Genomic DNA, 23,906 nt, shown 5'->3' with positions numbered 1-23,906 from the left:
TCAATCACTCCCTTGTAATTCTTTAAACTCGCCTAATGGGTTAAAACGTATTAAGGCATTCACTGGAATTTGCCCTGCGAGATCCAAATGATACTCACAGACAGTACCGATAACGGGGTATCCGCCCGTCAATGGGTGGTCGTTTAAAAATAAAACAGGTTGTCCATTTGCAGGGACTTGGATCGCCCCAATACAGGTCCCTTCACTCGGTAATTCCTGTTGGATTTTTCGCTCAAACGGTTGTTCACCCAGAAGTCGCAAACCAATACGGTTCGATGCAGCAGTCACTTGCCATAATTGGTGAGTGAGTCGCTCAATAGCCTCCTGAGTAAACCAATCTGTTCTTGGCCCCAAAATAACATCTAAAACCACAACATCATCTGCTGATGGGTAATCAAAAGCAGGCATTTCGTTAACGGAGATAGCTTGCGAAGTTGTTTGATTATTTATTGCGAGCTCTTGACCAACCGCTAAGGGTAATGGCCCAACTTGGGCTAGGGTATCAAACGAACGACTCGATAAAATCGGGGCAACATTAAAACCACCACGAATGGCCAAATAACTGCGAACACCTTTCGTTGGGCGCCCCAGTTTAATCTCATCGCCTTTAGCAAGATGAAGAGTTTCATACACATTCGCTTCGTAGTATTCGTTGTTGTTTGTCGTTATTTCAATTGCACAAGGCGCCCCTGTGACCGCAACGATTAAATTTTTATTTGCCCGAGCCTTAAAACCACCTTGCGTGATTTCTAACACGGTTTCATCGGAACGATTACCCACAAGGCGGTTAGCGCTACGCAGAGCCGTTTTATCCATAGCCCCTGATTCTGAGATACCCAGCGCTGATTGGCCAACACGGCCTAAATCTTGGAATAATGTTTGTAACCCTGTCGCTAATACGGTGAAATCATTCGTTAAATTCTGAGAGATTGCTGTTTGCTTGACCTTTTCAGGCAGGCTATAGCTCAGCGTACTTTTCGCTGCATTGGTAAAATTCACCCGTGAGCCCGCTTGGACTAAAGCAGGCTCGGGACGATTGATATCCCACATAGCAAGATCTGTCACACCAATCAGCTGCCATCCGCCTGGACTTGCTTGTGGGTACACGCTGCTAAACTCCCCTGCAAGCGCGACAGAACCCGCGGGGATACGAACGCGTGGTGATTGGCGTCTAGGGACATGCAACTGTGCATCTTTCGACACCATGTAACCAAAACCAGGTGCAAAACCACTGAATGCAACGTGGTATTCATTTTCCGTATGACGACGGATCACTTCACTGATAGAAACACCTAATATTTCAGCAACTTCTATTAAATCTTCCCCTGTATAATGCACTGGGATGACCACTAATTTGCTCGATTTAGACGTCACTTTCGAAATATCTCTGACAGAAATCTGGCTAACCAAATTTTTCGCATTAACAATGATAGGGTTATAGCGAACTAAAATCGTCCTTGCTGCAGGTGTGATTTCTTCAATCCCCTTAATTGGCGTTTCATACAATGAATCTGTGAGCGCCATTGTCTGCTCAAGGCTTTGAAGCTCTACCATCAGCGCACTTAAATTGACAGGTAAAAATCTCAATGGGCACCTCTATATATGATAAGCCGCATCAGGCACATCAGTGATGAACATATATCCAGGCGCATGGCTTAACGCAAATGGCACCCCCGATTTCATCACTGCCGCTTGTGGCGTCACACCACAGGCCCAAAATACGGGAATTTCCCCCTCTTCGATACGTACCGCATCGCCAAAATCGGGTTGCATTATATCGGCAATGCCAAGCTGCTCAGGAGCACCAATGTGCACAGGTGTACCGTGAACGGAGGGGAATCGCCCTGTTATACTGACAGCATCAGCAACGCGGTTTGCAGGAATTGGTCGCATCGAAACCACTAACTCCCCTTGTAAGCGCCCTGCAGGGCGACACAAGCGATTGGTTTTATACATTGGGACATTCGATTTATCGGTGATATGGCGCACATCAATACCTGCCTCAATCATAGGTGTCTCGAATGTGAAACTACAGCCAATCAAAAATGTAACTAAATCAGGATATTGTCGATAAATTGCGGTCGCATCCGTGATTTCATCGGCTAATTGCCCATGTTCCCATACGCGATAACGCGGGATATCAGTTCGTAAATCTGCACCTTCAGCTAACATGGTTTGCCAACTTCCCGATTCACACACATCTAATACTGGGCAACTTTTCGGATTACGTTGTGCGTACAATAAAAAATCAAACGCCCAATCACGAGGAAGTGCAATCATGTTGGCCTGCGTCATACCTGGAGCAAGACCTGCAGTCGGTTTATCATAGCCATTACGTATCGCTTCGCGGGCAATTCGTGCGGCCTCAATCGCTTGCGTAGAGGCTTTCATTAATTGTGTCATTCGCGCTCTCCTTTATGGGCAAAGCCATAAATTTCAATCCCTTGTTTTTCAAGGATAGAGCGAACTTGTTGTGCCATTTCAAGCGCACCTGGACTATCCCCGTGAACACAAATGGAGCCAGCATCAATTGGGGTAAATTTACCATCAATAGATACAACACCGCCTTCCTGCACTAATTGCAACATACGCTCAGCCACAATTTTCGGGTCATATAATACAGAGCCTGCGAGTTTACGGGAAACCAATGTACCATCGCTGTTGTAAGCTCTATCTGCAAAGGCTTCTGCCACAACTTGCAAACCACTGTCTTGTGCCCAACCAATCAGCGGAGATCCCGCTAATGCAACAAGAATTAAATGATTATCAATCGATTTGATTGCATCAATCACTGCGATAGCTTGGCGTTTATCATGTGCAATCGTGTTATAAAGTGCACCATGGGGCTTCACATATAACACATCAGTACCCGCAGCAGTGGCTAAACCTTTTAGTGCGCCAATTTGGTAAATCACATCCGCAATCAATTCACTGGAAGCAATATCCATATTTCGACGTCCAAATCCCACTAAATCGGGATACCCTACATGAGCGCCTACTGCCACACCATTTTCTTTGGCCGCTTTTAAGGTTTTTAAGATCCCTTCAGGTGAACCCGCATGAAAGCCACAAGCCACATTTGCACTGCTGACTACAGATAAGATAGCCTCATCATTTCCCATCTGCCATTGACCAAAACTTTCCCCAAGGTCGCTATTTAAATCGATTTGTTTTTTCATCATCACTCCAAGGGTTATTTCAGATAATTAAAGATGGCGCTGACTGACATCGCCCCCATGTACCAAGTCAGTGCGCAAGTCACCACACCTGACCATAATAACCAACGTGGATAGTGATAACCTGACATCAAATCTGCACGTTTCCAGCCAATATAGACAAAAAGAGTCAAACCAATTGGCAGGATTAATCCATTGAATCCCCCCGCAAAAACTAGCAATGCAGCAGGTGCCGTTCCCATCAGCAAATACACTATCAGAGAAACTGCAATAAAAATGATCGTTGCGATATTACGTTGTCTTTCAGAAATAGTGTGTTTGAAAGCAGTTAAAAAACTCATCGACGTATAAGCCGCACCAATCACACTTGTTAGTGCCGCAGCCCATAAGATCAATCCAAAAATACGTAAGCCAAAATTACCCGCAGCAGCCTGAAAAGCTTGAGATGCGGGGTTAGCTGCATGACCAGAGATATCAATTGTTACGCCACTTGCAACAACTCCTAGAATGGCAAGGAATAAGACATAGCGCATTAAACCAACAACCAATATTCCTTTTGTTGCCGCACTGGATACCACATGAATGTTTTCAATCCCTACCGTGCCTTTATCGAGTAAGCGATGAGCCCCCGCATAACAGATATAGCCGCCAACCGTACCGCCCACAATTGTCGTAATCATCGCAAAGTCGACGGTATCGGGTAAAACACTTTGACGTAGCGCTTCCCCAACGGGTGGATTCGATGCAATTGCGACAAACACGGTTAAACCAATCATGACAATCCCGAGGCCAATAATTAACCTATCAATAAATGTACTGGCTTTGCGTGATGAGAAAATATAAATGGCAAGTAAGGCGCTAATTAATCCTCCCCATTTTGGGTCAAGGCCAACAAGTGCATTTAACCCTAGTCCTGCCCCTGCAATATTACCGATATTAAAAATTAAGCCGCCAAAAATCACCAATATTGCCAGTAAATAACCACTCCCAGGGATAGTCGCATTCGCTATTTGTGATGAGTGCATTTTGGTTAATGTCACGACTCGCCAGATATTTTGCTGCACAACAAAATCAATCACGATGGAGGCTAAAATACCAAAAGCAAATGCCGCGCCCAACGTTACAGTAAATGTTGCAGTTTGGGTAATAAACCCAGGACCTATCGCAGACGTCGCCATCAAAAATATGGCACCAATTAGTGACGAACGGCGACTTTTCACATACTCAGCAGTGCTTGGTGCGCTTTCTTGAGCTGCCATATACATACTCCTCTATGTGTTATTGTTTTAATTATTTGTGTCGTTGTAGATGTTGTTATTGCGATTATCACTCAGGCAATTATCGTGCCATTGTTCTACTTGTTATGTTAATTGTTAATTCATCTTTAATGGATTGTTGAACAATTAGTATGAGATGACGAATAAACAATCAATAAAAATCGTTATCCATGATTTAAAAATCAAGGCGTGATCACTTTTTTAACAATGAAAGCAAAAAATAGGTTATGGATCTCATTGGAATGCACTAATTCAGTGCGGCTTAGGCTATTTTTCACCATATAGGTGCAAATCAGGGGATGCACCCTGATGTTTTTGAAAGGAAACTTGCCGCTTAAACTTGAATATGTGAATATAGCCGCTTCATCATCCACCAAATTCAAGTTTGCATTTTTATGAAAAAAACGCCTGTTGCTCAAACCTTGTCAGTCACGATTGCGGAAGTCATCCGTGCTAAAATCACCGTAGGGGAAATCACGCCAGGGCAGCGGCTGTCTGAAGCAACATTGAGTGATGAACTCGCTATTTCACGTAATACGCTTCGCGAAGTCTTTCGTGTATTAACACAAGAAGGATTACTGACCTATGCACCAAATAAGGGCGTTTTTGTGTCAGTTCCTGATATGGCTGCGATTATTGATATTTACCATGTGAGACGGCTCATTGAATGTAATGCACTAGAACACGCTTATGCGTTACATCCTGCCGTGCAAAAAATGAAAGATGCAGTTGTTGATGCGCGTCAACATGAAAAAATCGAGAATTGGATTGGTGTGGGCACAGCCAATATGAAATTCCATACTGCTATTGTCGAATTAACCGATAGCGAGCGGCTTATCAAACTTTATCGTAATATATCTGCTGAATTACGTCTCGCTTTTGGGCACCTAAATGACCCCAAAATTTTATATGCACCCTATATTGATAAAAACCAATTTATTCTTGAGCTACTCGATAAAGGCCACAACCTTGAAGCTGCAAATACCTTACGCAGCTACCTTGATTTATCTGAACGAACACTATTGGCAGCTTATAAACGCAGCCAAACTTCATTTTAATTTTCTTGTTTTACCAAATTAACGCTGTTCCTCCCCTCTTTGAATTACCCCCAGATTAAATTTTTTACATTACAAAAATTTGAGTGAATCATCTTATTCCCACAATAAAAATTTTTACGAATATTACAGCAAAATAAGTTTAAATTTATCGAGTAGAAAACTCTGCATTGTTAATTAATCACATTCATATCTTTAATTTTAATATTCTATTTATATCGGTATGTAATAAAAAAAGTACTTTTGTTTGTTTTTTCATCCAATCTAGTTTCCCCCCTTACGCATTTAACTTATTTTTAACGTAAAAATAACCAGAATAAAACACTTTCATTTTTTTAATGTAACTCGAAAATTAACTTTCTCACGCCACAAGAATTTACATCAAACACAAAATTATCACAATTAATTGACTTTAAGGCCGCTTATTTAACAAAAGTAACGAATTAATATAAATTACCCACTGAAATTACTCAAATAAATCGAGTTAATAGTTGTAGTTTTCTCGAATATTCGTTATAAAATTTACGATAATAAAAAAGCATACATAAAAATTATTAATATAAATGAGATTTCATTATGACATTAAACCAAGTGACTAATAAGAAGCCCTTTAAATTTGGCCTAGGATGGCAAATACTGATTGCTCTTATTTTAGGTGTTATTGCTGGTGCACTTTTGCATGACAATACAGAGTACAAAGATTGGCTTATTTTAAATATCCTTTCTCCCGCGGGTAAAATATTTATTCAGTTAATTAAAATGATCGTTGTGCCCATTGTTATCTCAACGCTCATCGTGGGTATCGCTGGTGTCGGAAATACAAAACAATTAGGTTCTCTCGGTTTCAAAACCATTCTCTATTTTGAAGTGATTACCACAATCGCCATTATTGTTGGTATCTCCTTCGCAAATATATTTCAACCGGGTGTTGGTATTGATATGTCTCAACTCACCCAAGTCGATATTTCTCAATACGAAAAAACGACACAAGAAGTCGAAAGTCATCCATCAGGGATTATCAATACCATTCTCACTTTAGTCCCTAGCAATATTTTTGCTGCGATGGCAAGTGGTGACATGCTCCCTGTCATCTTTTTTGCAGTTATCTTCGGTTTAGGGCTGTCATCTTTACCCGCTGAGAAAAAACAACCACTGCTTGATGTGTTACAAACATTTTCTGAAACCATGTTCCGCGTGACTAATATGATCATGATGTATGCACCAATCGGGGTGTTCGCATTGATCTCAGTCACCGTTGCAAACTTTGGGTTCTCATCATTAGTCCCATTACTTAAATTGGTTATTCTTGTGCACTGTGCAATTATTTTCTTTGCTGTGGTGGTATTAGGAATTGTTGCGCGTTATTGCAAAATTAATATCTTCACGTTAATGAAAATATTAAAAGATGAGCTCCTATTGGCCTATTCCACAGCAAGCTCTGAAACTGTACTTCCACGCATTATGGATAAAATGGAGAAGTACGGCGCACCAAAATCTGTAACCAGTTTTGTTATTCCTATCGGTTATTCATTTAATCTCGATGGCTCCACTTTATATCAAAGTATTGCAGCAATATTTATCGCCCAACTCTATGGTATTGAATTATCCATAGGCCAAGAGCTGATACTCGTATTTACCCTGATGATTACGTCAAAAGGTATTGCAGGCGTTCCTGGTGTATCATTCGTTGTACTACTTGCGACATTAGGCAGTGTTGGGATCCCATTGGAAGGCCTTGCATTCATTGCAGGTGTTGACCGTATTTTAGATATGGCACGTACTGCTCTTAACGTTGTTGGCAATGCATTGGCCGCTCTCGTTATTGCTAAATGGGAACATAATTACGACATCAAAAAAGCACGTGAGTATGAAAGTACCTTTTAATTCAAAATATAAATAAGCTATTACAATGATGCCCTCTCTGACAATTAGATAGGGCATCATTTTCTAAAAAATACAAGTCTAGAATATTTTCCCTTACGCATTCATTATAACAATATTTTCTATATATATTTAAGATATCTTTAACATATCTTTAACACTAGTTACATATACCTATTTCTTTCTTTTATTTTATTTTTTTAAATAATTTACCTTTAGTCATTGGAACTTTATTGATATCTTAACTACGCTATAAATCTTGCACTAAGTATTTCGTATATTTGTTAGTCTGAGCAGGAAAAAATGAATCAAATAAGAAGATTTCTTTTATTTTTAAAGGTGCTTCAACACCTAATGGTAATTTTTGTATTTTCATTATCCTATTTTATGCTACACAGCTGGTTCTAACAAAAAAAGCCTCGTCATCTAACGAGGCTTTTCTTTATTAAAAATAAAATAGGTAATTTAACTTATTATTGAAAATTAATTTTTAACTAAAAATATCTATTTTCAATACGCAATGAAATTTATATTTCCACTGCACCAATATCTTAATACCTCATCCCCTTTCGACCATAACTATAAGCAAGACCATTGCCATCACCGATACCACCTCTGAGCCTAACGTGATTTCCTTTACCTTTAATTACTTTACAAAACTTAATTTAATTTTAACTATCACTTGCAAAAAATGACGCTCATTCGCGTATAACTAATTCTATGAGTTAATCCTAGTAGTACCATCCCTTTTAAGCCCCAACACCAGGGGCTATTTTTTTAGCCAATATTGATAACTTGTTTTCTCTTCCTCAGAGCCAGTCAATACTAAGACGTGATATTAATTAGGTACCTTTGAAAGACTTAACAATGTCAATCACACATAAATTATTGCGATTTATAATGACTTTCTTTGCATGAAATTCAGGGTGTAAGGCAAAAAAGGCCTCTAATCGAGATTCAAATTTTTTAGTAAAGTGCAATAACTCGCAAGTATTTTTCCACGTTTCTTTTGGTTGTGTCCTCGCTATACGTGCCAATAAGAAACGTTTTATAATCCGAGTGGCGCAAACATGATGTGGCTTTTTTAAATGTATGATTAACATGGAGTCATTAAAAAATGGCAAAAGTCGTTTGTCATATGCCCCCTCAACTATCCATTTATCCTGTGACAATACATTTGAAACCAAAGAATTAATAATAATTTGGGTATTTTTGTGGTATTCCCCTCCGCTTTTATCCCAATAAATATCATCATAACTGTATAGTGAAATATTAAATTCCTTAGACAGTTTTTTTGCTAACGTTGTTTTACCAACTCCCGATGTACCTACAATACAAATTTTCATTCTTATTCTTTTAGTTACGTTTAAATTAGACTATAAATGGTTAGTACCGCGCTATGTTCAAAATTTGAGACTACAAATAATGCGTAAATTTACTGTCGTTAAATCACATATTTCAGAATTCCCTAACCCTATACATTTTTGCAAAGGGGATATTCTGTCTGTCGGTGATGAATATATCGGAGATGAAGGGTGGGAGAATTGGTTAGAATGCCGTTTTAATAACCTACAAGGCTTTGTTCCTAAGCAAATCATCCAGCTTATTGATTCCAAGTCTGCCATTGCAATTGAAGATTACACTGCATTAGAGCTTAATGTAGTTACTGGTGAAACACTCACATCCACACGGGAAATCAATCAATGGATTTGGGCTAAAAATAGTAAAAACCAAGAAGGTTGGGTTCCGCTTTGCCATCTGCAAGAAGAACTTTAAGCATTAAAGCATCTCTTGATTTTTTTATGCTTTATAACAACAGAAATTCGCTCATTTTATTGCATTTCTTAAATTAAATCCCACTTCTCTACAGGCTTTAATGGTGAAAGACATGCTTAGTACTAAATCATCTTGCTGAGCATGTAAAATGGAGTAATAAACTGATGTTATACGATGGCACAACTACTACTTAACGTATTGTAATTATACAGAGAACTAAAAAGAAAAAACCCGCTAACTTTTTCAAGTTAACGGGTTCTTATTTGGTGCCGGCTACCGGAGTCGAACTGGTGACCTACTGATTACAAGTCAGTTGCTCTACCAACTGAGCTAAGCCGGCTAATTTGGCGGAGAGATAGAGATTCGAACTCTAGGATGGTTACCCATCGGCGGTTTTCAAGACCGCTGCCTTCGACCGCTCGGCCATCTCTCCATGGGGCGCGATTATGGAGGAATCTGACCTCCTTGTCTACCCCCGAAAGTAAAAAAATTGCTTTTTTTAATTCATTTGGCTAATCTTCACTCAATTGTTCTCATTTTACCAAGAAAAATGGTAATATCTGTGCAAAATCGGAGTCTACTAGTACTCTAGGCGTATGATTTTTAATCTAATAATAAATTTGCCGATGGGATCGCGTGCTCGAGTATGTACAGACAAACATTATTAAAACCAAATGCCCTTTCACGCATTTTTGCGACATTTATTTTACTGTTAGTTGTGATACTTTCGTTATCACTTTTTAACTACTATCAAGAATGGGTAAAAAGCCGCCAAACTGCACTTCATAGCATGGCAACTAGGTTAGCCTATCAAATTGAAGACTACCGTTATCAAGCAAGTCATATTTATAAACTTGCTAACGATAAATCACACGTCTCTGCAAATACCCCACTTTCCGCGATGGAAATACGCCATGATATTTATTGGTTGACTAGCACCAACCAAACCTTAGATGCCATTGTATTCGGGCCAAATAAAGCCACCAATAATGAACTCGCAACTAAACTAGCTAACTACATGGAGATCGTTTGGGGGGCAAGAAATGAATATAACTCCATGTATTACCTAAATGGGTTAGATAACACTTTAGTTCTTGTGACCACTCATTCCGTTCTAAAACCTGAATTGCGTTTCAAAGAAAGCTATCTAACACTCACGGCGGAAGAAAAACGCGCCGACATGCTAGCTCAATCCACATTACTTGACCGACGGGAAATCATATCTAACGTACAAAAATACTCCCCTGAAAATGTATATTACTATACATACCGGCTGATGTTTAATTCACCAGGGCAATTAACCAGTGTTATATCATTTGATATTTCGATGAATTCATTGATTCCTTCTTCATTAGATGGCGACTTCTTCACAATAAACTCTCGTCCAACTAGCACTCTGGGCCCTGAAACCAATACCACATTAATGGGAACAAACCTTATATTTTCACAACCAATAGACGGCACTCCCTATCAGCTTTATTATCATATTTCGTTAAAAACGATTATCTTTCATCTTATTAGCTATAACTTTTGGCTAATTGCTTGCATGATAGCCATGATTTTTTTAGCGGTATTAACGCTACTTTTCCTACGTAAGCGTTTGATTTCACCGAACACATCCATGCTGCAGGAGCTCCAGTTTAAAGAGTCACTGAATAACGATATCATCAATCATATATCTTATGGGATCTTGGTTTACGATTTTAATACCAACACGAAAATCCTCAGTAATAATCTTGCTAATCAGCTATTACCTTCAATGGATCTCGCTCACATAAAAGAAATGGCCATAGATAACCATGATTTTATTCAAGTCTCCATAGAAAATAATATCTTCGAAGTTGTACTCGTAGAAAATGACGCAATGCCTAATGCCGCACTCTTTATTATTATGGATAAAGATAAAGAGGTTTTGACGCAAAAACGCCAAGAACTCGCAATGCGTGAATATCAAAAAAATATTCAAATGCGCAAAGTTGTACTTGAAAATATGTGCCATGAAATTTTACCCGCACTGTCAGCGCTGGAATTACAATTCTCTCAGTTAACACAACCTACTGACCCTAGTGAACTATCCATACTACAAGAGATTGAAAATCAATTAATTACAATTCATTCTTGGTTTAATAATATTGAACTTCTTAACCAATTAGAGTCACAGAAAACCTCTCTCAAACCTGAGGCAATTTCAATCAGTCAATTGATCAACCAGTTTCTCAAGAACAATCTATCGAAAATCAATAATAAAGGTCTATCGCTCTATTTCCATAACAATGTAAATCCAGAGTCCCTAATTGAAGTAAACCCTATATACCTACAAAACCTTTTACAACTAATTTGGGAATATTCTCTTGTCACAACCTCTTTTGGAAAGATCTCATTCACGCTATCTTATGATACAGAGAAACATATTATTTCTCTCAATATTAGAGACAGCGGTACAGGCTTGAGTAATCAAGAGCTGAGTAATCTGCAAAATCCGTTTAGTGCGCAAACTGTTAAACCAGCACAATTTACGCGCTCAGGAATGGCACTCTATTTATGCAAATTGTTGGCAAAAAAGATGAACAGCACGCTTTCTATTCGCTCAAGTACTGCGATTGGAACACATTATGAACTTTCACTGCCTGCCATTAATGAATCTATCGAGCATGAATACCCTGCACTATTAGAAGATGTGTACATTCGTTTAAATATCCATAATGCAGACATCTCTCGTATAGTAAGAAGTACACTGTCAAACTACGGTGCTGAATTTCTTGATTTAAGCGAAAGCTCAGCCCAATCAGATTGGGATTTACTCATCACGGATAACAATGAAGAAGCGTTTGAATATACACTTAAAGTTGACGGAAGTATCACTTCAATAAATGAAGTTAATCATAATTATATTGAAGCTAACTACAATTTTGCAGATGAACTGATTGATGCGATTTCTTTATTAATAGAAAATGCCAATACCGATAGCAGTAATATTAATGAAATAGCTCTACCTGATGAACCTTTAGCCACTACAGAAAAAGCGATTGCGGCATATCAATTTGCTTTGGCACAAAGCGGTTATCGAGATTTGTTCATCACAACAGTACCGATAGATATTAATAAACTGTATAATAGTGAAAGTGTTGAGGATTTAGCCGAATTGAAAAACACTGCACATCGTTTAAAAGGAGTTTTTGCTATGCTCGAATTTACAGTTCTTCATAAACTTTGCGAGGACTTAGAACACTACATAGCAGATAAAAACGGAATTGAAATAAGAAATTGCATTAGAGACCTGGATAATTCAGTCAAAAAACTAATGCCAGAAGGTAACCAATAATATGAATAACCTAAATGTCATTGTTGCCGATGATCATCCTATTGTTCTTTTCGGTATTCGAAAGTCACTTGAGCAGATCGAATGGGTGAATATCGTAGGTGAGTTTGAAGATTCAACCTCTTTGATTAATAACTTAGCGCGCTTAAATGCTGACGTTCTAGTTACTGATTTATCTATGCCAGGTGATAAATATGGCGATGGTATTACACTAATTAAATACATTAAACGCCACTATCCTGACCTTTCCGTTATTGTTCTGACCATGAATAATAACCCAGCTATCTTAAGTGCTATTCTTGAGCTGGATATTGAAGGCATTGTTTTAAAACAAGGTGCGCCTGCAGACTTACCAAAAGCGCTTGCGGCTTTACAAAAAGGTAAAAAATTCACACCTGAAAGCGTCAGCAAATTACTCGAGAAAGTTAATGCAAGTGGCTATGGTGACAAGCGTTTATCACCAAAAGAAAGTGAAGTTTTACGCTTATTTGCAGAAGGTTTTTTAGTCACGGAAATTGCTAAGAAATTGAATCGCAGTATTAAAACAATCAGTAGCCAGAAAAAATCTGCGATGCTGAAGTTGGGTGTAGAAAATGATATTGCACTACTCAATTATCTCTCATCGGTGAGTATTGATAATTCTCCTTCCGAATAAGGCTTATCAGCCCATCTAAACGATAAAAACCCGATTGCGGGTTTTTATTTTTTATTCATTACGTTAACAAAATTGAATAAGTGTTTCACGCAAAATTGCAATAGTTGTTGGCTTAGATAAACACTCGTTCATCCCTGCATCAATACAGCGTTGTTTTTCTTCTGCCATTGCATTGGCGGTTAATGCAATAATCGGTAATGTTTCCCCTAAAAGTCGTAATTCCTGAGCCAACTGGTATCCATCCATATTGGGCATATTCACATCTGATAAAACGATATCTGCACGGTTATTTTTCAAATACTTAAGCGCATCAATACCATCAACTGCAGTGCTTGTACTAAAACCAATACTGGCAAGTTGCTCACTCAATAACATTCGATTAATTGGATGATCATCAACAATTAAAACATGATACCCACTCAATCGACAATCCGCTTCAATAGGCTCATGAATATTCTGGTTCTTTATATTTTCTTCTGCAACTTTAACTAACCACTTATCAATAAGTAGCGGTAGCTTATCTAATTGATAAGTATTATAAATCCACTCATTTGGCTGAGCCTCATAAAACTCTCCTGCATAGCAACTTAAAAGCCTGATTTGGTAACGGCTCTGTACTGAAATTGTGTCAGTAAAATCAGTGATGAGTAGGTCATAAGCCTTCTGTGTATCAATATCATTCCCAGTGACTACGGAAAATTCAGCATGTTTGAGTAGGCGTGACAGAAAACTCATCAAAAATTCATTTTTACACGAGACGGCGATTTTATAATTTGCGCGATATTCAGGTATATTTTTTTGAATATATTCTTGCCCATATAATGGAATACGTATAATAAAGGAACTTCCGAGACCATGCTGAGAACTCACCTCCATGTCCCCATCCATCAAGTTTATCAATTTTTCACAGATAGCTAATCCTAACCCTGTACCTTTATGACCCGTGTTATTTTGATCATAAACTTGAAAGAATGGATCAAACAACTGCATAACAACCGCATTAGTCATACCAATTCCTGAATCACGGATTTCAATTTTTAAATAATTATTATCTTTCCAAACATGGAGCAAGACGAAACCTGAATGGGTAAATTTAATACTGTTGTTCACAATATTAGAGACCACTTGTTGTAACCGCACTGAGTCATTCAATATCAAATCAGGGATATCAGGCTCAATATATGAATACAGTGAAATTCTTTTTTTCGATACCAATGGCAGGTAATTCGCTAATACAAAGGCAAAAACGTCTCGACAATTGAATAGTTTATTTTCAATTTTAAGTTGTTTAGATTCAATTTTAGAAAAGTCTAAAATATCACTGATAATTTGCAATAATAATGCAGAGGAATTATCCATTGTAGAAACTAAGCGAGTTGCTTTCTCTGATAACTCATAACGTTGTAATAATTCAATATTTCCAATGATCCCATACAGCGGCGTTCTTAATTCATGGCTCACTGTTGCCAAAAACATCGATTTAGCATGGTTCGCCTGTTCTGCTGCATCCGCAACATCTTGCAGTGATTTTTCCATTTGTACACGGATGCTAATATCTATCAACACACAGATCGCCACATCTTCGTTTTGATATCGAGAATTTACGAAGCTAATTTGTAAGTGAGTTCCGTTGGTGGTCACAACATCAATATAATTACTCGTTTTTTGGCGAATGATCGTCAAAACTCGCTGCTTGTCATCATCATTAAGCAGTCTAAAATAATCGTGTGCAAGTTCATTACTCAGTATGTTCCCGCCATCCGTTAACCTTAAAATAATAATCCCAACAGGTGCTGACGCAACAATTTTATGATTAAACTGTTCATGTTCTTCTAAGCGAATAGCTGTGTTCGCTGCAGGTTCTAACATTTTTCTTTCAAGCAGCCAAATCAAAAAAAATAGCAAAACCGCAGTAAAAATATTTAGCATCGCGCCATAAAATATAGTGCTTTCAAGGTTGGATAAAATTTCGGACGTCGGAATTGAAAAGAAAACAGTGAGTTGTGCAGGTAATAACCGTTTTTTAAAAATGAGTTTTGAGTAATCAGAATTAAAACCAAAGAATGAGGGCTCCGCAATCGCCAACAATGCTGAATTTTTCGGGTTGACCTCTGCTGACGAGTATAAAACAGGTTGATTATGGGAATTTACCACCATGATTTCGATGGATTTATCTTTGCTGATATTAAATTGATTTAAATTTATCGCACGCTCAATACCGATAAACCCTGTCACAGCTCCCTGGTTTTGAATCGGTTGGATCAAATAAACTTGGCCATTATCAGGTTGTGCACCATGTACGATAGTATATATATTACGCTCTTTACCTTGTGATTTTAGACTTTGGTAAGAGTGCGCACTTTCATAACCAACCTTTTTGAGCGTCTCAATATCAGAAACCGTCGAACGAATTGGATAGTCCACTAAGCAATAACTTTGAGAGCCAATGACAAAAACGTGATTCAATCCTTGAGGTACTGCAATACTCTCTTTCCAAAAATAATTTAGTTGTTCAAAAGCCAGTAAATACCCCTGAGAACGGTATTGAAAATAATCACAATCAGAGTTTAGCGTTAACTTATAGTAAGAGTAATTTACTGAGCCAGGTAATGTCATAAATTCAGGCTCATTTTCATTTAAATTTTTATACCTATCCAATTTAATCCGATGCTGTTCTGTCATGGATTGGATAGCTTGTAGCGTTTCACCTGTTTGTTGAATATACGATTGTAAGCTTTCAAAACCTGAATGGAATTGCTGACGAATATCCGATTTGTATTCATTAAATTGAGAATAGAGAAAAAATAATGTAATAAAGGCACCCATGCCCCATAACATCAATCCAAGGATACGAAAAAGATCCCGGGATAATCTTAATGATGTTTTAAATGAGGGTAAGTATCTCAAGTGTCTTCCTAATTATGCGTTATCACAACAGCGAATTATACTCGATTACAATATTAAAAAACGATAAACATGAAAAGGAATAAAATAGATGGTTCTATGGAAGATAAATAAAACGGGCAGCCATCTCCGTGCTGCCCGTTATATCGCTTAAAGGCGTTGTTTATTCTTGATCGTTGATATTTGCATCATCAGCACCATTTTCGTCGGTGCTTTCATCTGCATTCTCATCATCTTCAGTCTCAGCAACACGCTGTAATCCAACAACCTTTTCGTTTTCAGCCGTTCTAATCAAGGTAACACCTTGTGTATTACGGCCCACAATGCTCACTTCAGAAACACGAGTACGAACTAAGGTTCCCGCATCCGTGATCATCATGATTTGGTCAGTATCATCAACTTGAATCGCACCCACAACGTTCCCGTTACGCTCACTCACTTTAATGGAGATAACACCTTGAGTTGCACGAGATTTTGTTGGATATTCCGCTTCTTCAGTACGCTTACCATAACCATTCTCTGTTACGGTTAAGATATGCCCTTCACCACGTGGAATAATTAAAGAAACAACTTTATCGTCGTCCATTAATTTAATACCACGAACGCCCGTTGCGGTACGACCCATCGCACGCACTGCATCTTCAGAGAAACGAACGACTTTACCTTGAGCAGAGAACAACATGACTTCATTAGAACCATTAGTTAAATCTACACCAATGAGTTCATCCCCTTCATTGAGGTTCACGGCAATAATACCTGCACTTCTTGGACGACTAAAGTCTTGCAGAGGGGTTTTCTTCACAGTACCGCTTGCGGTTGCCATAAAGACAGTATAACCCTCTTCGTACTCCCGTACAGGTAAGATAGCTGTAATACGCTCATCTTGCTCCAGTGGCAATAAGTTAACAATAGGACGACCACGCGCACCACGGCTAGCTTCAGGTAATTGATACACTTTCATCCAATACAAACGACCACGGCTTGAGAAACACAAAATGGTATCGTGAGTATTCGCGACTAATAAGCGCTCAATAAAATCTTCATCTTTCGTTCTTGCAGCTGATTTACCTTTACCACCACGACGCTGTGCTTCGTAATCAGACAATGGCTGATATTTCACATAACCTTGGTGAGACAAAGTAACAACGACATCTTCTTGATTGATAAGATCTTCGATGTTGATGTCAGCGGTGTTTTCGGTAATTTCAGTGCGGCGCGGATCATTGTAAGTATCGCGAATAATTTCTAATTCTTCGCGGATCACTTCCATTAAACGCTCAGGGCTTCTTAAGATAAACAGTAGTGCCTCAATTTGCACTAACAGCTCACGGTACTCTTCCAGTAATTTCTCGTGCTCAAGACCCGTTAATTTTTGCAGACGTAAATCAAGAATCGCTTGTGCCTGTTGTTCAGTCAGGAAGTATTGACCTTCATGAACACCAAATTGCTCTTCAAGCCACTCTGGACGCGCTGCATCATCACCTGCACGTTCAAGCATAGCGGCCACATTGCCTAAATCCCAAGAGCGTGCAATCAGCCCCGCTTTTGCTTCAGCTGGCGTTGGTGCTTTACGGATTAACTCAATAATTGGGTCAATGTTAGCTAATGCAATAGCCAATGCTTCAAGGATATGTGCGCGATCACGCGCTTTGCGCAATTCGAAGATCGTACGGCGTGTCACCACTTCACGGCGGTGGCGAACGAAGGCAGCGATGATATCTTTCAGGTTTAGAATTTTTGGTTGGCCTTGGTGTAAAGCCACCATATTAATACCGAAAGACACTTGTAATTGAGTCAATGAATACAAGTTGTTCAGAACAACTTCACCCACTGCATCGCGTTTTATTTCAATCACAATACGCATACCGTCTTTGTCCGACTCGTCACGTAATGCGCTGATACCTTCAACACGTTTTTCTTTGACTAATTCAGCGATTTTTTCAATCAGGCGTGCTTTATTCACCTGATAAGGAATTTCGCTAACAATAATGGTTTCGCGGCCATTTTTTTCGTCAACCTCAACTTCGGCACTGGCACGGATATACACCTTACCACGACCCGTTTTATAAGCGTCGATAATACCGCGACGACCATTAATAATGGCCGCAGTTGGGAAGTCTGGCCCTGGAATATGTTCCATTAAGCCTTCAATACTAATATCTTCGTCTTCTATATAGGCAAGACAACCATTAATTACTTCGCCTAAGTTGTGAGGCGGAATATTGGTTGCCATTCCGACAGCAATACCTGACGACCCATTAACCAGTAGGTTAGGGATTCTCGTTGGCATGACTTCAGGAATTTGCTCTGTACCATCATAGTTTGGAACGAAATCTACGGTTTCTTTTTCAAGATCCGCCAGTAACTCATGGGCAATTTTCGCCATACGGATTTCCGTATAACGCATTGCGGCTGCGGAGTCCCCGTCAACCGAACCAAAGTTCCCCTGACCATCTACCAGCATGTAACGCATAGAGAAAGGCTGAGCAAGACGAACAATTGTCTCGTAAACAGCGCTATCACCATGTGGATGGTATTTACCGATAACGTCCCCGACTATACGGGCAGATTTTTTATAGGGTTTATTCCAATCATTTCCCAATACATTCATCGCAAAGAGGACTCTACGGTGTACTGGCTTCAGTCCATCTCGAACATCTGGAAGTGCACGGCCGACAATAACGGACATTGCATAATCCAAATATGAGCTTTTCAGCTCTTCTTCGATATTGACTGGGGTGATTTCTCTGGCAATCTCGCTCATGGAACCACTGTCCCTCATAACTTCGGATTCAAAGAGTAGGACTATACCACAATTCGCCAATTTAATAAAAATAAGAGACGGGTATTTGTCTTTCAAGCTATGTATAATAGCGGAAAATTAAGTTTGTGTGTCCGAAACTTGTGGGATTATTCATTAATAACTGCCTTAAGTGCATTATTGTCTAGATTATGACCATCAATGATTGACGGACACCTATCACTGCGCCTAATTCGTCTCATCATAAAAGGCAATATGCAGTCATAGGGTTAAAATAGGAGTTTTATCAATGAGCGATACCCAAGCACCGACATACTTAAATGTCGATAAACAAGAAATCGAAAAATTTGAGTCTATTGCATCCCGTTGGTGGGATTTAGAAGGGGAATTTGCCCCGTTACACCGTATTAACCCATTGCGTCTTGGTTATATTATGCAACGTGTAGATGGCATTTTCGGTAAAAAAATTCTTGATGTCGGTTGTGGCGGCGGTATTTTATCTGAAAGTATGGCGCGTGAAGGTGCGGATGTTACAGGACTTGATATGGGCGCAGATCCGTTAATGGTCGCTCGCTTACATTCTCTCGAATCGGGTATTCCCGTTGAATATGTTCAAGAAACCGTTGAACAGCATGCCGATAAACATCCACAAGCTTATGACATCGTCACTTGCATGGAAATGTTAGAACATGTTCCTGACCCACAATCTGTCGTGAGAGCTTGCGCTAAATTGGTTAAGCCTGGTGGTCATGTTATTTTTTCAACCATCAACCGCAACAAAAAAGCGTGGCTGATGGCAGTCGTTGCCGCCGAATACGTTATGAAGATGGTTCCAAAAGGCACCCATGATGTGAATAAGTTTATTCGCCCTTCTGAACTCATCGGTTGGATTGACGGAACACAGTTAAAAGATAAGCATATCACGGGGTTACACTACAACCCTATCACTGACAAGTTCTGGCTGGGGCCAAATGTAGATGTGAATTATATGCTTCATACAATTAGTGAGTAGCTAACTAATCACGAAAAGAATAAATCGCAATCAGTACGTTTAAGAAATCAGCAAACGGTCTACGTTTACAAAATTTATTTTAGTCATCATGTCGGAAGCCTTTTTTTTATTAGTCCCTTTTACCATGCAGCTTACCGACATGATCATTTTTCTTATCCAACCAGTTATCCACAAGATCCCTCGAATTTGTTCACTTGATAAAATCGCATATTAACATTATCTTGTTATTGTCTACTCAACAAACTACTACATATAGTAGTGAAGCTAAACTAAACAGCACTAGACTCATGGTATTCAACCATGAGCTTTTTTATGTTTGTGGCACACTATTTGTAGTTCAACCAAGGTGTACTTACTCATGAACCAGAGTCTGTTAGTCACAAAACGTGACGGACATAAAGAACGCATTGATCTCGATAAAATCCACAAGGTAATCACCTGGGCTGCGGAAGGCCTAAGTAACGTATCTGTTTCACAGGTGGAGTTACGTTCTCAGATTCAGTTTTATGATGGGATCAGAACATCTGATATTCACGAAACGATGATCAAAGCAGCTGCCGACTTGATTACTGGTGAAACACCAGACTATCAATACCTTGCTGCACGTCTAGCTATCTTTAACTTGCGTAAAAAAGCCTATGGCCAGTTTGAGCCGCCTGCACTCTATACGCACGTAAAACGCCTTGTTGAAATGGGCAAGTATGATAAGCATTTGCTGGAAGACTACACGCAAGCAGAGTTCGAGCAAATGGACGGTTTTATTGACCATTGGCGTGATATGAATTTCTCCTATGCAGCCGTTAAACAGCTCGAAGGAAAATATTTAGTTCAAAACCGTGTAACGGGTGAAATCTACGAAAGCGCACAGTTTTTATATATTTTAGTGGCGGCGTGTTTATTCTCCCATTACCCAAAAGAAACGCGTTTAGACTACATTCGTCGTTTCTATGATGCGGTTTCAACATTTAAAATTTCTTTGCCAACGCCAATTATGGCGGGGGTACGCACACCAACTCGTCAGTTCAGCTCTTGTGTCCTGATTGAGTGCGGTGACAGCCTTGATTCCATCAATGCGACATCAAGTGCAATTGTTAAATACGTTTCTCAACGCGCTGGAATTGGCGTAAATGCGGGCCGAATTCGCGCATTAGGTAGCCCAATACGCGGTGGTGAAGCATTCCACACAGGTTGTATCCCATTCTACAAACACTTCCAGACAGCGGTTAAATCATGCTCTCAAGGCGGTGTGCGTGGTGGTGCAGCAACATTATTCTACCCAATTTGGCATCTTGAAGTTGAAAGCCTGTTAGTCCTGAAAAATAACCGTGGTGTTGAAGGTAACCGTGTTCGTCATATGGATTACGGTGTGCAATTGAATAAATTAATGTACGAACGTTTAATTAAAAACCAAGACATTACCTTATTCAGCCCTTCTGATGTACCAGGTCTGTACGATGCATTCTTTGCTGACCAAGATGAATTCGAACGTTTGTATGTTCAATATGAACAAGATGAAACTATTCGTAAGTCCAGCGTAAAAGCCGTCGAATTGTTCTCATTAATGATGCAGGAACGTGCATCAACAGGCCGTATCTATATTCAAAACGTTGACCACTGTAATACACATAGTCCGTTTGACCCACAGGTTGCTCCCGTTCGTCAATCTAACCTATGTTTAGAAATTGCACTGCCAACTAAGCCGTTGAATAACATCAACGATGAAGAAGGCGAAATTGCATTATGTACGCTGTCTGCATTTAACTTAGGTGCAATTGATAGCCTTGATGAATTAGAAGAGTTAGCCATCTTAGCGGTGCGTGCTTTAGATGCCCTACTCGACTACCAAGACTACCCAATTATTGCGGCAAAACAAGGCTCTATGGGTCGCCGTACATTAGGTATTGGTGTGATTAACTATGCCTATTACTTAGCGAAACACGGTGTACGTTACTCCGACGGTAGCGCAAATAATTTAACGCACAAAACTTTTGAAGCTATTCAATATTATCTGTTAAAAGCATCAAACGATTTGGCGAAAGAACAAGGTGCATGCCCGTGGTTCAATGAAACGACCTATTCGCAAGGTGTATTACCTATCGACACCTATAAAAAAGAGCTCGATAAGTTAACCAATGAACCACTGCATTATGATTGGGAAGCACTGCGTAAAGATATTCAGACTTATGGCCTGCGTAACTCAACGCTGTCTGCTTTGATGCCTTCTGAGACATCTTCGCAAATTTCTAATGCAACCAATGGTATTGAGCCACCACGTGGCTACATCAGTATTAAAGCGTCGAAAGACGGCATCTTGCGCCAAGTGGTGCCAGATTATGAAAACTTGAAAGGGGCTTATGAACTGTTGTGGCAAATGCCATCTATCAGCGGCTACCTACAACTCGTTGGTATTATGCAGAAGTTTATCGACCAGTCGATTTCTGCTAACACAAACTATGACCCTACTCGTTTCGAGAGTGGTAAAGTACCAATGAACCAATTACTAAAAGATTTATTGCTCGCCTATAAGTTTGGTGTAAAAACACTTTACTACCATAACACCCGCGATGGTGCGGAAGATGTTCAGGGCGATCTGGAAGAAGTTGTTGAGTCAGCGGATTCCGATTGCGAAGGCGGCGCGTGTAAAATTTAATAGGAATTGTTATGTCACATACATATACAACGTTTTCACAGAAGAAAAATGACCAAATGCAGGAGCCGATGTTTTTCGGCCAACCTGTTAATGTGGCACGCTATGATCAGCAAAAATACCCGATTTTCGAAAAGCTGATTGAAAAACAGTTATCGTTTTTCTGGCGTCCTGAAGAAGTGGATGTATCACGCGACCGTATTGACTACAATGCGCTACCAGATCACGAAAAACACATTTTTATCAGTAATTTGAAATACCAAACGCTGCTTGACTCTATTCAGGGTCGCAGCCCTAATGTGGCATTACTGCCGCTGATTTCAATTCCTGAGTTGGAAACATGGGTAGAAACGTGGGCGTTCTCTGAAACTATTCACTCACGTTCATACACGCATATTATTCGTAATATTGTGAATGACCCAGCGATTATTTTTGACGATATCGTTGAAAATGAAGAAATTTTAAAACGTGCGAAAGATATTTCGGGTTTTTACGATGACCTCATCGAAATGACCAACTACTATCACATGTTTGGTGAAGGCACACATAATTGCAACGGGAAACAAATCACCGTTTCATTGCGCGCGCTGAAAAAGCAATTATACCTATGCTTAATGAGTGTTAACGCACTGGAAGCTATCCGCTTTTATGTGAGCTTTGCCTGTTCATTTGCGTTCGCAGAACGTGAACTCATGGAAGGCAACGCAAAAATCATCAAACTGATTGCACGTGATGAAGCGCTGCACTTAACAGGTACCCAACATATGTTGAACTTGTTACGTTCAGGACAAGATGACCCTGAAATGGCAGAAATTGCAGCAGAGTGCGAACAAGAATGTTATGACTTGTTTGTGCAGGCAGCAGAGCAAGAAAAAGAGTGGGCCGATTACCTGTTCAGTGAAGGTTCAATGATTGGTCTGAATAAAGATATTCTGTGCCAATATGTTGAGTACATCACCAATATCCGTATGCAAGCTGTTGGTCTGAAGCTGCCTTTTGAAGCACGTTCTAACCCAATTCCATGGATCAATGCATGGCTGGTGTCAGATAACGTTCAAGTGGCACCACAAGAAGTTGAAGTGAGTTCTTACTTAGTTGGTCAAATTGACTCTGAAGTCAATACTGACGACCTGAGTGACTTCGAACTGTAATTATGGCTAGCCACAAAATCACCCTGCGACTCACGCAGGGTGTTCAAGTCCCCTACCATACAGAAGTTCATTCTTGCTTATTGGAAGCGCTAGAAGATAGCCGAGTACCTGTCGAGTATCAATGCCGTGAAGGTTACTGTGGCTCATGCCGTGTAACATTGTTGCGAGGAAAAGTAGGCTATAAGCGTAAGCCTCTAGCCTTTGTACAAGAAGGTGAAATTTTACCTTGTTGTTGCCACCCGCTTTCTGATATCGAGATTGGCTAGCATTATCAGCGATTGCACAGCTCTTC

General features: G+C 39.6%; 16 protein-coding genes and 2 tRNA genes. 9 read left to right on the top strand and 9 right to left on the bottom strand.

All coding sequences use genetic code 11. From position 1 onward, the window contains the following. Genes ACE2AL_RS08620 through ACE2AL_RS08605 form a run of 4 tightly spaced genes read right to left on the bottom strand, consistent with a single transcriptional unit; the run spans position 1 to position 4,435 of the window. On the bottom strand, positions 1 to 1,587 hold the full coding sequence (locus tag ACE2AL_RS08620; RefSeq protein ID WP_272539628.1) for a 5-oxoprolinase/urea amidolyase family protein: 1,587 nt from the start codon (positions 1,585 to 1,587) through the stop codon (positions 1 to 3). A gap of 9 nt (positions 1,588 to 1,596) precedes the next feature. Beyond that, complete coding sequence (locus ACE2AL_RS08615; RefSeq protein ID WP_353167675.1) at positions 1,597 to 2,403, bottom strand: putative hydro-lyase; 807 nt, start codon at positions 2,401 to 2,403, stop codon at positions 1,597 to 1,599. After that, positions 2,400 to 3,179: a LamB/YcsF family protein gene (locus tag ACE2AL_RS08610; protein ID WP_375084245.1), complete on the bottom strand. Its 780-nt coding sequence runs from the start codon at positions 3,177 to 3,179 to the stop codon at positions 2,400 to 2,402. The genes ACE2AL_RS08615 and ACE2AL_RS08610 overlap by 4 nt, the downstream gene beginning before the upstream one ends. A 14-nt stretch (positions 3,180 to 3,193) precedes the next feature. Next, positions 3,194 to 4,435, bottom strand: coding sequence for an NRAMP family divalent metal transporter (locus ACE2AL_RS08605; RefSeq protein WP_206082316.1), 1,242 nt, complete (start codon positions 4,433 to 4,435; stop codon positions 3,194 to 3,196). 413 nt (positions 4,436 to 4,848) lie between these two features. Between ACE2AL_RS08605 and ACE2AL_RS08600 the strand changes: the two genes are divergently transcribed. Both ACE2AL_RS08600 and gltP read left to right on the top strand, forming a co-directional pair. Next, the gene (locus tag ACE2AL_RS08600) at positions 4,849 to 5,511 is read left to right on the top strand and encodes a GntR family transcriptional regulator (RefSeq protein ID WP_272574084.1); all 663 of its coding nucleotides are present in this window, start codon (positions 4,849 to 4,851) and stop codon (positions 5,509 to 5,511) included. Positions 5,512 to 6,084: 573 nt separating this feature from the next. Beyond that, positions 6,085 to 7,392, top strand: a complete 1,308-nt coding sequence (gltP, locus tag ACE2AL_RS08595) for a glutamate/aspartate:proton symporter GltP (RefSeq protein ID WP_206082318.1) — start codon at positions 6,085 to 6,087, stop codon at positions 7,390 to 7,392. Positions 7,393 to 8,231: 839 nt separating this feature from the next. On the opposite strand, the gene ACE2AL_RS08590 is transcribed toward gltP, so the two are convergent. After that, a complete protein-coding gene (locus ACE2AL_RS08590) occupies positions 8,232 to 8,735 on the bottom strand; it encodes an AAA family ATPase (protein WP_349422372.1) in 504 nt (167 codons plus the stop codon). A gap of 79 nt (positions 8,736 to 8,814) precedes the next feature. Between ACE2AL_RS08590 and ACE2AL_RS08585 the strand changes: the two genes are divergently transcribed. Next, positions 8,815 to 9,165, top strand: coding sequence for an SH3 domain-containing protein (locus ACE2AL_RS08585; protein ID WP_272539631.1), 351 nt, complete (start codon positions 8,815 to 8,817; stop codon positions 9,163 to 9,165). A 264-nt stretch (positions 9,166 to 9,429) separates the two neighbouring features. On the opposite strand, the gene ACE2AL_RS08580 is transcribed toward ACE2AL_RS08585, so the two are convergent. Beyond that, positions 9,430 to 9,505: transfer RNA gene (locus ACE2AL_RS08580), tRNA-Thr, on the bottom strand. Positions 9,506 to 9,510: 5 nt separating this feature from the next. Next, positions 9,511 to 9,598 (bottom strand) — tRNA-Ser (locus ACE2AL_RS08575). Positions 9,599 to 9,811: 213 nt separating this feature from the next. Here ACE2AL_RS08575 and rcsD point away from each other — a divergent pair. After that, positions 9,812 to 12,487: a phosphotransferase RcsD gene (gene rcsD, locus ACE2AL_RS08570; protein ID WP_272539632.1), complete on the top strand. Its 2,676-nt coding sequence runs from the start codon at positions 9,812 to 9,814 to the stop codon at positions 12,485 to 12,487. A gap of 1 nt (position 12,488) precedes the next feature. Further along, the gene (gene rcsB / locus ACE2AL_RS08565; RefSeq protein WP_206082322.1) at positions 12,489 to 13,139 is read left to right on the top strand and encodes a response regulator transcription factor RcsB; all 651 of its coding nucleotides are present in this window, start codon (positions 12,489 to 12,491) and stop codon (positions 13,137 to 13,139) included. Between the two features lie 63 nt (positions 13,140 to 13,202). Here the strand turns inward: rcsB and rcsC are convergent, their stop codons facing one another. Together rcsC and gyrA are read right to left on the bottom strand one after the other, a co-directional pair. Next, positions 13,203 to 15,989, bottom strand: a complete 2,787-nt coding sequence (gene rcsC / locus ACE2AL_RS08560; RefSeq protein ID WP_375084304.1) for a two-component system sensor histidine kinase RcsC — start codon at positions 15,987 to 15,989, stop codon at positions 13,203 to 13,205. Positions 15,990 to 16,206: 217 nt separating this feature from the next. Next, positions 16,207 to 18,807, bottom strand: a complete 2,601-nt coding sequence (gene gyrA / locus ACE2AL_RS08555) for a DNA topoisomerase (ATP-hydrolyzing) subunit A (RefSeq protein WP_375084244.1) — start codon at positions 18,805 to 18,807, stop codon at positions 16,207 to 16,209. A gap of 286 nt (positions 18,808 to 19,093) precedes the next feature. On the opposite strand from gyrA, the gene ubiG reads away from it, so the two are divergent. From ubiG to yfaE, 4 genes are all read left to right on the top strand, one after another. Further along, on the top strand, positions 19,094 to 19,816 hold the full coding sequence (gene ubiG, locus ACE2AL_RS08550; protein ID WP_206082325.1) for a bifunctional 2-polyprenyl-6-hydroxyphenol methylase/3-demethylubiquinol 3-O-methyltransferase UbiG: 723 nt from the start codon (positions 19,094 to 19,096) through the stop codon (positions 19,814 to 19,816). A 358-nt stretch (positions 19,817 to 20,174) separates the two neighbouring features. Continuing rightward, positions 20,175 to 22,466 (top strand): class 1a ribonucleoside-diphosphate reductase subunit alpha, encoded by a 2,292-nt coding sequence (gene nrdA / locus ACE2AL_RS08545; RefSeq protein ID WP_206082326.1) that lies wholly within the window; start codon positions 20,175 to 20,177, stop codon positions 22,464 to 22,466. Positions 22,467 to 22,477: 11 nt separating this feature from the next. Further along, complete coding sequence (gene nrdB / locus ACE2AL_RS08540) at positions 22,478 to 23,614, top strand: class Ia ribonucleoside-diphosphate reductase subunit beta (protein WP_225818901.1); 1,137 nt, start codon at positions 22,478 to 22,480, stop codon at positions 23,612 to 23,614. A gap of 2 nt (positions 23,615 to 23,616) precedes the next feature. After that, complete coding sequence (gene yfaE / locus ACE2AL_RS08535) at positions 23,617 to 23,880, top strand: class I ribonucleotide reductase maintenance protein YfaE (RefSeq protein WP_206082328.1); 264 nt, start codon at positions 23,617 to 23,619, stop codon at positions 23,878 to 23,880. The last annotated feature ends 26 nt before the right edge of the window (positions 23,881 to 23,906 follow it).

The sequence above is a fragment of the Providencia xihuensis genome, from assembly GCF_041953405.1.
Classification (GTDB): Bacteria; Pseudomonadota; Gammaproteobacteria; order Enterobacterales; family Enterobacteriaceae; genus Providencia; species Providencia vermicola.
This window is presented reverse-complemented; position numbering and strand designations above follow the sequence as displayed.